Here is a 14055-nt window from a genome sequence, read left to right as displayed (position 1 = left end):
TGGCAGGCGATCTCGTGGGCGCGAGCCAGGCCGCTCAACCGGTCGGCTGGACGCGGAGCCCCGCGAGGGCGATGTCGATGAGCAGCGGGGCGGAGTCGGGGGCGTTCTGGCAGCCCGCGCCGATGCCATGGCCCAGGCGCAGGATGTCGCGGGGGCCGACCTCGGGGCGGAAGGTACCCGCTTCCTGCAGCGGGGTCAGCACCTCGTCGGCGGCGGTGACGAGCACGGCGGAGCAGGCGGCGAGCACATCGTCGGAAGTGCGGTCGATCGCGGCCTTGAGTGTGGTTGCCAGGCCGTGCTTTTCGATGATGTAGGTGACCAGCTCGCGGAACCACGCTTCGAACGCCTCGGCCGGCGGGAGCGTCGTGCGGAATTCGGTCGCTCGCGCCCCCACGGTCTCGATGGCGGAGCGGTACACGGCCTCCATCAGCACGGTGCGGTTCGGGAAGTGCCGGTAGAGCGTTCCGGGGCCGACGCCGGCGCGGCGGGCGATGTCGTCGAGCGGGGCGTCGATGCCCTGTTCGGCGAAAACCTCACGCGCGCAGTCGAGGAGGCGTTCGTAGTTGCGGCGTGCGTCGGCACGCATCGGCCGCGACGGTGCGTCCACAGATCCTCCACTGGAAACGGATGAAGTCTCCGATTAGGGTTGCGAAACCGGAGACACTCTCCCTATGCTAGCTCTGTCATAAACGGAGACTCTCTCCGTTTGGCTTCCTCGTCGATGGAGCGCTCTTGACCACCACACTCTCGGTAGCCGCTCGGCGCGGCCGGGTCCGGCCCGGAATCGTCCTGTCCACCCTGCTGACCTGCCAGCTCATGATCATTCTCGACGTCACCGTGATGAACGTGGCGCTCCCGCGAATCCGCACCGACCTGGACTTCAGCGCCACCGGTCTGTCCTGGGTGATGAATTCCTACACGCTCGTCTTCGGCGGTCTCCTGCTGCTCGGCGGCCGCGCTGGTGACCTGTTCGGCCGCCGCAGGCTGTTCCTCGCGGGCGCCCTGCTGTTCACCCTCGCCTCGCTGGCCGGTGGCCTCGCGCCCTCGGCGGGCTGGCTGCTGGCGGCGCGGGTGGCGCAGGGCATCGGTGCCGCCATGGCCGCGCCGAACACCCTCGCCCTGCTCACCACGACCTTCGCCGAGCCCAAGGCCCGCATGCGGGTGCTCGCGCTGTTCTCCGGGATGTCGAGCGCGGGCTTCGCGATCGGACTCCTGCTCGGCGGACTGCTCACCGCGTGGTTCGACTGGCGCTCGGTCCTGTTCATCAATGTGCCCTTCGGGCTCGTCATCGTCGCGCTCGCGCTGCGCTACCTGCCCGAGGTGCCGCGGCGCCGCACGCGACTGGACCTGCCCGGCGCGATCACCGCGACCGGCGGTGTCGCGGCGCTCGTCTACGGCTTCATCAGCGCCGCCGCCGACGGCTGGGGCGCGGCCGCGACCGAACTCTGGCTCGGCGTCGGCGTGGTGGCGCTGATCGCGTTCGTGGTCCTCGAGTCGCGGTCGGCCCATCCGCTGTTGCCGCTGCGCCTGTTCGCCGACCGCGATCGCGCCGCCGCGTATCTGAACATGTTCCTCGTGCCGATGGCGGGCATGTCGATGTTCTTCTTCCTGACCCAGTACCTGCAGGATGTGCGCGGAATGAGCTCCTTGGCAACGGGTTTCGCGTTCCTGCCGACCGCGGTCGCGATGTTCGCCGTCGCCAGGCTGATACCCCGGCTGCTGCCGCGCTTCGGCCCGAAACCGGTGACGATCACCGGCGCGGTCACCCTGGCCGCCGGACTGCTCCTGCTGACCCGGCTGACCACCGACAGCGCCTACTTCCCGCTGCTGTTCGTGGCGATGACCGCCATCGGCCTCGGGATGGGTCTGGCGGTGTCGCCGCTGAACGTCGTCATCATGTCCACGGTGTCGGCGGAGGAGGCGGGTGCCGCGGGCGGCGCGCTGCAGACCCTGCAGCAGACCGGTGGCGCGCTCGGCCTGGCGATCCTGGTGACGGTCTTCGGCACGGCGTCCCGCGCGACCGGCGGAGCACCGGCCGACGCCCTGGTCGGCGGTGTGACCGCCGCCTTCGCTGCCGCCGCGGGCATCGCCGCCGTCACCGCGCTCGTCGCCCTCACCTTCCGCGGCACCCGACCGTGACCATTTGGTAAATTACCGAATCGAGATGATTCGTCAATTGTCGGCCGAGGAACGGATGATGCGGTGAGCACAGCGGGGACCAAGGGGGTGCCGCGCGCGGAGCGGGAACGCCAGATCCTCGATGTGGCGGGCGAACACATCGGTCACGTCGGCTACGCGGGGCTGTCGGTGGGCCGGGTGGCCGAGCTGGCCGGGGTGTCGAAACCGCTGGTGTACAACTACTTCCGGACCAAGGACGGGTTGTATGTGGCCTGTGTCGAGCGGGCCGCCGACGCGGTGTGCGGGGCCATCGAGCCGGTGCTCGACGGTCCGCCCGACATGCAGATGGCCGAGCGCACCCTCGCGGCGATCTTCGGCGCGCTCGCCGACCGGCCCTATCACTGGAACATCCTGTCCGACACCTCGCATCCGGCCGACGGCGTGGCCGCCGACGCCGCCCGCGCCGCGCGCAAGCGGATCGCCGGTCAGGCCGCGCGCGGCGCGAGCACGGTGCTCGGTGCGCGCGGTGTCACCGATCCGGTGGATCTGTCCGCGCTGACCGAGGTGTGGATGGGCATCGTGTCGGCGCTGGTCGCCTGGTGGGCGCGCCATCCCGAGGAGACCGCCGAGGCGATGGTCGCGCGCAGCGGGCGGCTGATGTCGGCGCTGTTCGTCGACGTGGCCGGCATCGAGTGATCGAGGTCAGCGGGTGCCGACGTATTCGACGTACCCGGTGCCGGTGATCGGCCGCCCGCGGAAGGCGCCGGTGTAGCGGTAGCTGCCCACATAGCCGCCGGTCATGCCGTAGACGTAGTCGTCGTTGACGACGGCATCGATGCTGATCAGCTCGTTGCCGTCGTGGTCGTCGACGGCCCAGGAGAACTCGGTGCCCAGCCGCATCTCGCGACCGTTGGGCGTACGCCGGGCCGTGGGCTCGAGCCGGGTGACCTCGAAGTGGAAGCCGTCTTCGAAGACCCCGCCGTGGTCGTGGCGCGACCGCAGATAGACCGCGCGCTGCACCGGCACGCCCAGCGGCCCGAGCAACTCCACCATCAGCACCTGGGTGTCGGCGTCGAGATTGATGATCTGATAGGTGAAGAAGGCGAACCGCAGGTCGATGGCGACGGCCCGGGCGTATTCGAGGGTGCTCAGGCCCGCGAGCTCGTAGCGGGTGCCGTGGTGCACGACCGTGCCCGCGTAATCGCACAGCAGTGACCAGTGGTCGTAGAGCCCACCCCGCACCTTCGCGAAGTGCGCGACCTTGTCGGTGGCACGCACCTCGAGATCCACCGTGAACTCCGGATTCCGGTAGGCGACGGTGTAATTCGGGTAGCTTCCCTCGACCAGGAACTCGTCGCCGAAGCGCAGCGCGCTGCCGTCCTCGGCGAGGTCGAGTTCCCGCGCGACCTGGTAGCCGCGGAACTGTCCGGGGAACTGGACACCGGCGCCCGCCAGCAGGCAGGCGGTATCGGCGGCCGAGGTCTCGATGAGGTGGTTGTTGTGCCAGATCCCGATCTTCGGCTGCCCGATGACGGTGATGAAGTCGAGGAAGTTCAACGGCGCGGGCAGGCTGGGGAACATGAGCCCGTAGTGGACGGTGCTGTACCGCCCGCGCGGCGGATGGAACGGCGTCGCGGGATCGAACGGGGTGCCCGCGAGCGCATGGGCGCCCGAGGCGGCACGCTGCACGCCGTGGAGCAGTGAGGTCGTCATCGACATGGCGGAACCACACCTTTCGCTGGTGACACACCGTTGTGCCACGTACTCAATTGACCAATGAGGAAATTACCATGTGGTCAATTGAAGCGAAACCTGTCGGCTAGCGGGCGAGCATCGGGGAGCTGACTTTGCTGACGAGCCAGCGGTCGGCGTCCTTGCGCAGCGACAGCGAGACCGAGAGCTGACCGGGCGCCGGTTCGCCCCCGGTGCCGAGGCTGGTGATGGTCTGGTTGATGACGGCGACGGCCTCGGCGGTCGTCTCGTCGGCGGATTCGATGGCGCACTGGACGGTGCCCACGGTGGAGACCACCTGTCCCTGCGTGAGCACCTCGCGCAGATCCCGGCTGGTGGCGTCGAATTCGGTCTTCCAGTCACCGGTGGCACCGGCCAGGACGGCCGCGAAATAGGTGTCGAGGTCGTTGGCGTCGTAGCGGGCCAGGACCGGGGCATAGGCGCAGGCGGCCTGATGGGCGGCGGCGCGGGCCTGCTCGCGGGCGCGCAGGTCGTGGTTGTCCACGGCGAACCAGGTCGCGGTGGCGACGGCGGTGAGGGTGATCGCGGCGCTGAACGCGATCGTCGTGCGGCCGAACGAGAGTCGGCGACCCGGTTCGGCCGCGGTCTCGTCGATGGGCTCGGTGGTCATCAGCAGGTCCTCGCGGAATCTAATTGGCGGGCAGCGGAATCGAGAGTTCATCGCCGGTTACTCCCGGCGGCGGACCCGATCCGTTGTCGGGTCCCGCCGATCGGGGCGCGTTCGCCGAACCGCGGATCTGCAGCTCGGGATGACTGGTGACGCAGTAGTTGTAGAGACGGCTGCGCCCGTCGGAGACCTCGGCGGGGGAGACCGGGATGGTTTCGTACTCGCAGGTGGGGCGTGGCCAGGCGTCGGCCAGGGTGTGGAAAGCGTTGCCGTGGGCTGGAACTCCGATCGCCACCACCCCGGTGCGCAGGGCCGGGAACAGTGCCGTCATGGCGGGCGTGCGCAGTCGGGCGGCGCGGGTGATGGCGACGAAATTGGTCACCAGATCGGTGAGCGGATCGGTGGTCTCGGTGAGGACCCCGCCGAGTGTGGCGAGCCTGCCCGGCCCGAGGTCGAGCAGTTCGCGCACTTCCTGGTCGGCGGCGGTCATCTGGTCGAACAGCGTGCCCGAGCCGCGGACGAGGGTGGTGAGGTCGGGTTGGGCGTGGCTGGTCGTCTCGGCGATGACCTGGAGATTGCGGATGAGCTCGCTGGTCTGTGGGAGCAGCCCGGTCAGCCCCGCCATCGCCTGGCTGAGCCCGCTGATCACCGAGCGCAGCACATCGGGCCCGCCGCCGAGGGCGCGATCGAGCTCGTCGACGATCACCGTGAGCCGCTCCGGATTCATCCCGGCCACCAGCGCGCCGGTATTCGACAGGAACGAGTCGATCGTGACCGGTGTGCTCACCTGATCCGCCGACACCACCGCCCCGTCGGCGAGATGGGGCCCGTCGCCGGTCTCGGGCCGGAAGTCCAGATACTGCTCACCCGCCGCTGACAACCGTCCCACCGCCACCGGCGAGCCGACCGGAATCTTTGCCGCACTGTCGATGTCGACCACGGCGCGAATGCCGCTCTCATCGAGATCGAGGGTGCGCACCGTACCGACCCGCACGCCGCGCACGGTGACATTGCTGTGCGGCAGTAGCCCGCCGGAGCTCTCCAGCCGCACCTGCACGGTGTAGGTCGTGCGCAGCGGCCGCACCCCGACGACGTCGACGGCGATGTACGCGGAGCCGACCAGCAGCAACCCGACCATCCCCACCATGGCGAACACGGTGCGGAACCGATGCGTCCACCGCGCGAGACGGACGACGATCCCGGCCAGACGATCGATCATCGTGGACCTCCCTGCAAGCGCCCGAGCACCCGGGCGAGGACCTGGGCCAGACTGCCGACGAAGGCCGTCACATCGGTGCCGTCGGGCATCCGGCTGCCCGCCGGGTCGGTGAGCGCGCCGATGTCGAGATAGGAGATCGTCGCCGCGACAGCCAGACTCGATCCCCGCGTGCTGGCCTGTAGCGCGGGGGAGAGCGCGTTGAACGTGTCGAGGGTGCCCGCGAGATCGTCGCCCATCCGGGTGAATCCGGTCATCAGGGCCTGCACGCTGTCGAACAAGCTGAGGAATTCCGGGCCGGTGGTCGACGTGAAATCACCGAGGGCGGCGGTCACCGTGGCGACCTGCGTCGTGAGATCGGTGATGGCGCGGTTGTTCTCGGCGATCACCGAGATCAGCTCGGGGAAGGTGTCGGCGACCTGACCGAGTTCGGTCTTGCGAGCCCGCAGCGTCGAGGTGAGTCCGTCGAGACCGTGCAGCACCGAATCGATCTGGTCCGTGCGCTGATTCAGTGCGCCCAGCACGGCGGTGAGTTCGGTCAGCAGATGCGAGAGCTGCGGTCCGCGACCACCGACGATCGCGTTGAGCTCGGAGGTGATGCGGGCGACCTGGTTCATCGCACCGCCGTCGAGCAGCATCGACATCGCCATCATCAGCTCCTCCACCGAGGCGCCCGCCGAGGTGTGCTCGCGGTCGATGGTGTCGCCGTCGGACAGCAGCGGCGCACCCGGCCGATGCTCGGGCAGGGTCACCGCGACGTGGATGTCGCCCAGCGGAGTGGCCTGGCGCAGTTCGGCGCGGGTGCCGCGCGGCAGCGCGATGTCACGGCGCACCTCGAGCTCGACCTCGGCCAGGAAATCCACGGTGTCGATGCCGGTCACGACCCCGATATCGGTGCCGCCGATCTTCACCCTGGCCCGTTCCGGCAGATTGAGCGCGTTGTCGAACACCGCGTGCAGGCGATAGGACGGCCCGTCGACGCCCGGACGCGGCAGCGGCACATTGTCGACGGTCACCGCGCAGGAGGTCACCCCGAACACGGTGACCACCGACAGGACCAGGCGGGCGGCGCGGCTCATCCGGTGAGTCCCAGCAGCGCGGCGGTCAGCCCGAAGTCGGGGCCGAAGTCCATCAGCTTGCCGGTGCGGCACCCGTCGGCCCGCAGCGCGACGCGTTCGCACAGCAGCGACAGGATCTCGTTGTCCAGCAACGACTTGTCGGTGAGCAGATGCAGGCGCAGCGCCTGATGCTCGGGGCTGACCGACCGGGAGAGGTTCTCGAACAGCAGCGGCGCGACGTCGACGATCTCGGTGAGTCCGCGGGCATTGTCACGCATCTGCGCGGTGATGCCGACCAGTCGCCGCACCGCGTCGGTGAGCGGGGCCCGGTTCTCGTCGAGCACGGTCGAGGTGTTGGCGATGAAGTCGTTCACCTGCGCCAGCACCGCGGCCAGCCCGGGTGCCTGCTCGGCGAGCAGGGTGACCAGTTCGGTGAGCCGGGCGCTGAAATCGCGCACGGTCTGATCGTTGCCCGCGACCACGGCGGTGAGTTCGTTCAGTTCGATCACCGTGCTCGAGATCTGATCGCGATTGGCCAGGGTCACCTCGAAGGCGCCCGCGAGCGCGTCGAGGGTTTCGCGGATCCGGTCGCCGTTGCCGTCGAGCATCGGGAACAGCACCCGGCTGGCCATCGGGCCGTCGGCGTTGTCGCCCTTCAGCGCGGCACCGAGCTGCTCGAAATTGCGCAGGATGCGGTCGAGTTCGACGGGAGTTCTGGTGCGGGCCAGCGGGATGTGCGTGCCGTCGGTCAAGGTCGGGCCCTCGCCGGTGTAGGCCGGGGTGAGTTCGACATGCCGGTTGGTGATGAGCTGGGGTGAGACGAGCGCGGCCATGGCGTCGGCGGGCAATTCGGTGCCGCCCTCGATGGTCATCCGCACCTCCACGAACGAGCCACGCTGCTCGATCGCGTCGACCCGGCCCACCGGCACACCGAGCACCGACACCTCGTTGCCGACGAAAAGCCCGGCGGCACTGTCGAAATCGGCGCTGATTTGCAGCGAATCCGGGCGCAGCGACACCGGAATCGACGAGCAACCCGCGCCGATCACCGACAGGATCACCAGCGTGAGTACCTGGAATACGGTGCGCGTCATCGGCATCCCTCGATCGCGTGCGCCAGGCACAGCCAGTTGTCCGGGAACAACCACGGCATGTAGACCTCCCCGTACGGCCCCTGCCCGAAGCCGTTGTTGAACTGGCGCACCGTCACCGGCATCACCTGATACAGCGCGTCGAGATTGTCGCGGTTCTTCTCCAGGCCCTCGGACATGGTGTTGAGGCTGTGGATGAGCGGGCCGAGCCTGCCGCCGTTGTCGACGCCCATGTCCCGCAGGATCTTCGAGGCCGCGGCGACATTGTCGAGGAGTTCGCGCAGCAGTTCGCGTCGCTTGGCCACCGCGTCGCCGATGGCCTGGCCCCTGGTCAGCAGCAACAGCACGCTGTTCTGGTTGTCGGCGATCAGGCTCGAGACCTGGTCCATGCTGCCGAGCAGCTGGTCCACCTCGTCGCGGCGGGTGGCGATGACCCGGGCCAGCACGCCGACACTGTCGAGCGCCTGGGCGGTGAGCTGCGGCGAATCGCCCATCTGCGCGCTCACCGCGTCCAGGCTCGCGCGCAGCGCGTTCGGGTCGAGCCGCTCGAGATGTTCGAAGGAGTTGCGGTACTTCGGGTCGTTCACCACCTTGGCCAGGTTGTAGGGAACGGTGGTGGCCGCCAGCGGGATCCGCGCGCCGTCGAGATCGGTGCCGGTGCCCGGATCCAGTTCGATGTGCATCTTGCCGAGAATGGTCGACATCTTGATCGCAGCTTTCGCGTCTCGCCCGAGCTCGACGTCGGAGTCCACGCTCATGCCAACCACCACCCGATCACGTTCCAGCCGTACCGATTTCACGGTGCCGACCTCGATTCCGGCGATGTCGACACTGTTGCCCGCGCGTAGACCGGCTGCCTGGGTGAACTCGGCGTGCACGGTGGCCGTGCCGAGATCGGCACGCGAGAGCACCCCGGAACCGAGGACCAGCGCCACCACGGCCGCCCCGGCGGCCATGCCGAGCCACAGATTCCGGTTCCCCGTCGAACCACGCGCCGCGGCGACACCGCGGTCGATCAGGTCCCTGATCATCGGCACACCTCCGAGTGCGAGTCGCCGCCGATCTGGGAGAACAGACCGGGTGGGAGCGCCACACCCCACAGCGAGACGTCCAGGCTGCAGACGTAGGCGTTGACATAGGTGCCGTTGCCGCTGACCCGGGCCAGCCCGGCCAGCACCAGCGGGAGTTCGACGGCCGAGCGATCCAGCCGCGCGCCGTTGGCCAGCAGCAGTTCCACCCCGGTGCTCGCCTGTTCCTGCGCGCGCGCCATCCCGGGCGCCACCCGCTCGATCAGCGCGGTGAGTTTCGTCGTCGATTCGGCGATCCCGGTGACCGCGTCGCCCAGTTCCGTGCCCTGCTCGTACAGGCCGGTCACCAGGGCGCGCGACTGCGTGATCAGGGTCTCCAGCTCACCGCTGCGGTGGGCCAGGCTCGCGATCACGTCACTGAGGTTGCCGATCACCGCGCCGAGGATCTCGTCGCGTTCGCCGAAGGTGGTCGCCAGCGCGGCGGCCTGGGTGATCAGCGCCGACAGCGAGACGCCGTCGCCCTGCAGTGCCTGGACGAGCGTCTCCGACAGCGAGTTCACCTCGTCGGGTTGCAGGAGGCTGAACAGGGGTTCGAAACCGGACAGCATGGTCGAGACGTCGAACGAGGATTCGGTGCGCTCCAGGGGAATCGCGCCGTCGGCGGGGAGCGGTTCGCCCGGCGTCTCGCCCGCGTCCAGCGCGACATACCGCTGACCGATCAGGTTCTGGTAGCGGATGAGCGCCCTGGTCGAGGTGCTCAGGCGCTGGCGGGACTGCACGGCCAGGGTCACCCTGGCATGACGGCGATCCACCAGCTCGATCGCGTCGACCCGGCCGACGCGCACCCCGGCGATGCGCACGTCGTCACCGGTGCGCAGGCCGAGCACATCGGTGAAGGTCGCGCTGTAGCGGTGGGTGTCGCCGGGGACCGCGCGCTGCAGGGTGGACCAGATCGTGTAGGTCGCGATCAGCGAGAGCGTGACGAACACGACGAGGCCCAGATAGGTGGTGCGCGAGCGCATCTCAGTGACCTCCCGGTGGGGTGACCGTCACGGTCGACCCCGCGAGAACGGGGCCGAGCAGCAGTATCTGAGTGGTGTTCGGGCGTCCGCCCACGATGGCGGCGACGGCATCGGTGCCGGTGAGCGCGATCGGCCGGACCGGTGAGTCCTCGACTGGCGCAGTGGAACTCGCGGGAGCGGTGATACCGGGAATGACCAGTCCGGGCACGGTGGGCAGGGTCAGCCCGGGAATCGCGGGCAGGGGCAGGCCGGGAATCTCGGGTAGCGAGAGCTCGGGCAGACCGGGTGGCGTCGGCAGTGGTGCCGGACCGGCTGTCGACAACCAGCCGGGAATCAGCTGCGTCGGATACTGCTGCGGCGCGGCGACTTCGGGGACCGACGCGCCGCCGCAACGCGGCCCGGCCTGTGGGCCGTAGCGCGGGCAGTCGGCTGCCGTGTACTGACGGAACGGGGTGAACGACACCGTCACGTTCCAGCGCATCTGCCTGCTCGGACCCCAGTTGAACACCGACGACAGGCGGTTCAGCGAGACGTTCAAGCCGCGGATCGTGTCGGTGAGCGCGGCGGGGTCGGCGGCCAGTGCGCCGAACGTCTCGTCCAGGCCGACCACGAGTTCCTTGCCCGCGTCCGGATTGCGGGCGAACAGTTCCTGGGTCGCCGCGGTGGCGGTGCCCGCGGCGGTGAGCAGGTCGACGAGCTGGGCCCGCCGGTCGGTGATGGTGCGGGCGGTCTGTACCGACCGGCCGAGGACGTCGACGAGTTCGGGCGCCGACTGGTTCACCGCCGCCGCGGCAGCGCCCAGATCGCCCAGCAGCTCACCGATGCCGGGCAGCGCGCGGACCTCGGTGATCCACTGGTCGAGGCGTTCGATGGTGGAACCGGGCAGGCGGGCGTCACCGTCGAGCGCGTCGGCCAGGGTGGCCAGCACCCGGGCCAGCTTGGCGGGCTGGATGCGGTCGAGGACATCGCGCAAGGTGGTGAGCGTGGTCTGCAGCGCGACGGTCGCGCTGCTGGTGTCCTGCTCGATCACCGCCCCGGCCCGCAGTGCCGGCGCGGCGCCGTTGTCGACCAACTCGATCGAGGTGACACCGAAGATGTTGGCGGGTACCACGCGAGCGGTCACCGAGGACGGAATCGCCTCGGCGGCGGCCGGTTCCAGCGCCAGCTCGACCCGCTGGCGCAGCCCCTTCTCGGCGATCTCCACCCCGGACACCGCACCGACGAGCATGCCGCGGAAGCGCACATCGGCGCGGGCGGGCAGACCGTCACCGGTGCTGGTCAACCGCGCGGTCACCGGCACGGCGTCATCGAAATAGCCGGCGTAGCGCAGGCCGAGCAGCGCGACCACGCTCGACAGACTCACCGCCATGGCCACTCCGGCCATGCCGAGCCGCCGCCGCGACCAGCCGCGTCCACTGGGATCCGGATACATCACGACCACCTATCCCGAGATCCGGATGCCGGGGTCGACGCCCCAGATCGCCAGGGTGAGAAGCAGATTGAGGAAGACGACGACGATGATCGTCATCTTGATGGCGTGCCCCGCCGCCACCCCGACACCCTCCGGCCCACCCGCGGCGACATAGCCGTAGTGGCACTGGATGAAGGTGGCGACCAGCACGAAGGCCACCGCCTTGAGCACCGAGTAGACGATGTCGCCCGGGTCGAGGAACTGGTGGAAGTAGTGGTCGTAGGTGCCGATCCCGGTGCCACCGAGGAAGAACACCGTCAGCTTGGTGGCGAGATAGGCCGTCGCCATGCCGATGGCGTACAGCGGCAGGATCGCCACCGCCGCGGCCAGCATGCGGGTGGTGATCAGATAGGGCATCGGCCGGATCGCCATCGACTCGAGCGCGTCGATCTCCTCGGCGATCCGCATCGAACCGATCTGGGCGGTGAACCGGCAGCCCGCCTGGGCGGCGAAGGCGATCGTCGCCAGCAGCGGGGCCAGCTCGCGGGTGGTGGCGAATCCGGAGATCGCGCCGGTGAGCGGACTCATCGTCAGCAGATCCAGCGCGGTGTGCGATTCCATCCCGACGGTGACCCCGCCGAACCCGCACAGGATCAGCACCACGCCGACCGTGCCGCCACCCACCACCAGCGCACCGTTGCCCCAGGTGACGTCGACGATCAGGCGCACCACTTCCTTGCGGTAGTGCCGCAGCACGAACGGAATCGCGATCAGCGACTCGAGGAACACCATCCCCTGGTGTCCCAGACGGACATTCGCGTCGGCGACCGGCCGGGTCGCCGTCCGCACCGCCCGCCACGGCCGCAGCACCGGCGGCAGATAGCCCGCCATCTCAGAGCACCTTCGACGGGAACACGGTGTTGTAGATCTGGGTCAGCGCGATATTGGCCGCGAACAACACGATCGCCGAACTGACCACCGCCGAGTTCACCGCGTTCGCCACCCCACCCGGCCCGCCCTTGGTGTGCAGGCCCGCGTCGCAGGCGATGATCGCGGTGAGCGCGCCGAACACCGCCGCCTTCACGATCGCCACCAGCAGGTCGGCCGCGACGGCGAAGGAGGCGAACGTGCTGATGTAGGAGCCCGGGGTCCCGTCCTGGATGAAGACGTTGAACGCGTAGCCGGTCGCGAAGCCGATGAACACCACGAAGCCGCACAGCAGCATGCTCACCAGCACCGCCGCCAGCAGTCGCGGCGCGACCAGCCTGCGCACCGGGTCGACGCCCATCACCCGCATCGCGTCGATCTCCTCGCGGATGGTGCGCGAGCCCAGATCCGCGCAGATCGACGAGCCGACCGCGCCCGCGATCATCAGCGAGGTGACCAGCGGCGCACCCTGCCGGATGATGCCGAGACCGTTGACCGCGCCGATGAACGTCGTCGCGCCGACCTGGCCGACCAGCGCGCCGACCTGAATCGACACCACGACCGCGACCGGAATCGCGACCAGCAGGGTCGGGGTGGCTGAGACGCCTGCCATGAAGGAGCACTGCCGCAGGAACTCCTGCAAGGGAAACCGGCGGTGGACCACGGCGAGAACCAGCTCCGCGGTGGCCCGCCACGCCATGGTGACCTGTCGGCCCGCGGTCTCGATGGACTGCTGCGGATGCTCGCGCCACCAGCGCAGCCCGAACTCGACGACGAGCTCACGATCCGCTGGTGCAGCGGTCTTTTCGCGCGACGCGACGATGACGATCACCCCGGTTCCCGATGGTCGCCGACCCGCGCGACCAGAACTGACTGTCGAACTACGTGTACGTAGAAAACGTATTTCTACGCTGCCGTAGAGAACTGGCTCAGACAGTAGCAAGCGCAGCCGTCGGCTGTCTTCGATTTCGGGGATGATCGCCGGGAGTGGGCACGGCGGAAGCCGGGGAGGTCTCGCCGCGACGGAACCGATCGCGGCGCGCTACATCGCGAGCGCGCGGCAGGGGAGGGGGCGCCCGCTGGTTACCGGAGGCCGCTCGGTGCTGCGGTGCTCAGTTGAACGGGTACTGCCCGCCGCCCGCGCCGCCGCCGGGATTGTTCGGCGTCGCGACATCGATGATGTTCTGGACCAGTGTGACGATGGCGCGTCCGACATCGAGGACGCTGTTGCCGAGAAGGGAGAATTCCTGCGCGATCTGCTGGAGCATCTTGTTCGTCCTCACGTGTGGCGAGCCGAATAGTGCTCTCCCAGAGTGCCACACGTGCGGACGACGCGGTGGGTCTCCGGCGGTCTCAGGAGGCGAGGAAATTCAGGATGGCGAGCGTCAGTGGCGCGCCGTGCTCGAACAGGACCTGCCCGATGTGCAGGCCGAGGGTGGCGCCGGACTCGTAGTGGTCGGACAGGAACTGCAGGACCGAATCGATCATGAGGTGGTTCTCCCTGTGCTGAAGCGGACCCGACGGTCAGGCGAAGAAGTTCTGCAGGATCGGTGTGCCGAGATCGATGGCCAGCTTGGCGATGCCGAGGCTGAGATTTCCCAGTCCGACGACGACGGTGCCGATGAGGTCGTAGTTGTCCTGGGCGAAATCACGTAGTTGCTGCATGGTGGCTCCTTGACCCCGACCGGTGGGTAGCTGCTGTGACCAGCGTCTCACACATGCCGCGCACCGCCAAGGTCTTTCGACTTGTTTTCGCAGGTGGATGGCGATTTCCAGGGCGGGTGCCATCGGTGTGCCGACCGGCCGGTCGTGGTTGGCGGCCGGG

At 68.9% G+C, this 14055-nt stretch carries 16 protein-coding genes; 2 read left to right on the top strand and 14 right to left on the bottom strand.

Annotated elements, in window-relative coordinates; all coding sequences use genetic code 11:
- Positions 1-34: 34 nt before the first annotated feature.
- The gene (locus ACFVVM_RS29895; protein ID WP_387625137.1) at positions 35-586 is read right to left on the bottom strand and encodes a TetR/AcrR family transcriptional regulator; all 552 of its coding nucleotides are present in this window, start codon (positions 584-586) and stop codon (positions 35-37) included.
- Positions 587-732: 146 nt separating this feature from the next.
- On the opposite strand from ACFVVM_RS29895, the gene ACFVVM_RS29890 reads away from it, so the two are divergent.
- A complete protein-coding gene (locus tag ACFVVM_RS29890; protein ID WP_387625135.1) occupies positions 733-2139 on the top strand; it encodes an MFS transporter in 1407 nt (468 codons plus the stop codon).
- 63 nt (positions 2140-2202) lie between these two features.
- A complete protein-coding gene (locus ACFVVM_RS29885) occupies positions 2203-2814 on the top strand; it encodes a TetR/AcrR family transcriptional regulator (RefSeq protein ID WP_387625133.1) in 612 nt (203 codons plus the stop codon).
- Between the two features lie 6 nt (positions 2815-2820).
- Here ACFVVM_RS29885 and ACFVVM_RS29880 read toward each other — a convergent pair whose 3' ends face one another.
- From ACFVVM_RS29880 to ACFVVM_RS29820, 13 genes are all read right to left on the bottom strand, one after another.
- Entirely contained in the window at positions 2821-3837 is a 1017-nt protein-coding gene (locus tag ACFVVM_RS29880) for a DUF6670 family protein (protein ID WP_387625131.1), read from the bottom strand.
- Positions 3838-3937: 100 nt separating this feature from the next.
- Positions 3938-4480 carry a hypothetical protein gene (locus tag ACFVVM_RS29875; protein ID WP_387625129.1) on the bottom strand — a complete coding sequence of 181 codons (543 nt, stop codon included), beginning with the start codon at positions 4478-4480 and terminating at the stop codon, positions 3938-3940.
- Positions 4481-4499: 19 nt separating this feature from the next.
- Positions 4500-5696: an MCE family protein gene (locus ACFVVM_RS29870; protein ID WP_387625127.1), complete on the bottom strand. Its 1197-nt coding sequence runs from the start codon at positions 5694-5696 to the stop codon at positions 4500-4502.
- Positions 5693-6772: an MCE family protein gene (locus ACFVVM_RS29865; protein WP_387625125.1), complete on the bottom strand. Its 1080-nt coding sequence runs from the start codon at positions 6770-6772 to the stop codon at positions 5693-5695. The genes ACFVVM_RS29870 and ACFVVM_RS29865 overlap by 4 nt, the downstream gene beginning before the upstream one ends.
- On the bottom strand, positions 6769-7851 hold the full coding sequence (locus tag ACFVVM_RS29860) for an MCE family protein (protein WP_387625123.1): 1083 nt from the start codon (positions 7849-7851) through the stop codon (positions 6769-6771). The genes ACFVVM_RS29865 and ACFVVM_RS29860 overlap by 4 nt, the downstream gene beginning before the upstream one ends.
- Positions 7842-8873 (bottom strand): MCE family protein, encoded by a 1032-nt coding sequence (locus ACFVVM_RS29855; RefSeq protein WP_387625121.1) that lies wholly within the window; start codon positions 8871-8873, stop codon positions 7842-7844. The genes ACFVVM_RS29860 and ACFVVM_RS29855 overlap by 10 nt, the downstream gene beginning before the upstream one ends.
- Positions 8870-9892: an MCE family protein gene (locus ACFVVM_RS29850; protein ID WP_387625119.1), complete on the bottom strand. Its 1023-nt coding sequence runs from the start codon at positions 9890-9892 to the stop codon at positions 8870-8872. Before ACFVVM_RS29850 ends, ACFVVM_RS29855 begins: the two co-directional genes overlap by 4 nt.
- Before the next feature lies 1 nt (position 9893).
- Positions 9894-11324: an MCE family protein gene (locus ACFVVM_RS29845; protein ID WP_387625117.1), complete on the bottom strand. Its 1431-nt coding sequence runs from the start codon at positions 11322-11324 to the stop codon at positions 9894-9896.
- A 9-nt stretch (positions 11325-11333) separates the two neighbouring features.
- On the bottom strand, positions 11334-12194 hold the full coding sequence (locus tag ACFVVM_RS29840; protein ID WP_387625115.1) for an ABC transporter permease: 861 nt from the start codon (positions 12192-12194) through the stop codon (positions 11334-11336).
- Between the two features lies 1 nt (position 12195).
- Positions 12196-12990 carry an MlaE family ABC transporter permease gene (locus tag ACFVVM_RS29835; RefSeq protein ID WP_387625448.1) on the bottom strand — a complete coding sequence of 265 codons (795 nt, stop codon included), beginning with the start codon at positions 12988-12990 and terminating at the stop codon, positions 12196-12198.
- 352 nt (positions 12991-13342) lie between these two features.
- Complete coding sequence (locus tag ACFVVM_RS29830) at positions 13343-13498, bottom strand: hypothetical protein (protein WP_387625113.1); 156 nt, start codon at positions 13496-13498, stop codon at positions 13343-13345.
- Between the two features lie 85 nt (positions 13499-13583).
- Positions 13584-13718 carry a hypothetical protein gene (locus ACFVVM_RS29825; RefSeq protein ID WP_276207247.1) on the bottom strand — a complete coding sequence of 45 codons (135 nt, stop codon included), beginning with the start codon at positions 13716-13718 and terminating at the stop codon, positions 13584-13586.
- A gap of 36 nt (positions 13719-13754) precedes the next feature.
- A complete protein-coding gene (locus tag ACFVVM_RS29820) occupies positions 13755-13895 on the bottom strand; it encodes a hypothetical protein (protein WP_167659921.1) in 141 nt (46 codons plus the stop codon).
- Positions 13896-14055 lie beyond the last annotated feature (160 nt).

It is taken from the genome of Nocardia sp. NPDC058176, assembly GCF_042883805.1.
GTDB lineage: Bacteria > Actinomycetota > Actinomycetes > Mycobacteriales > Mycobacteriaceae > Nocardia.
The sequence above is the reverse complement of the archived record's forward strand: the minus strand, read 5'-3'. Positions and strand labels throughout refer to the sequence as shown.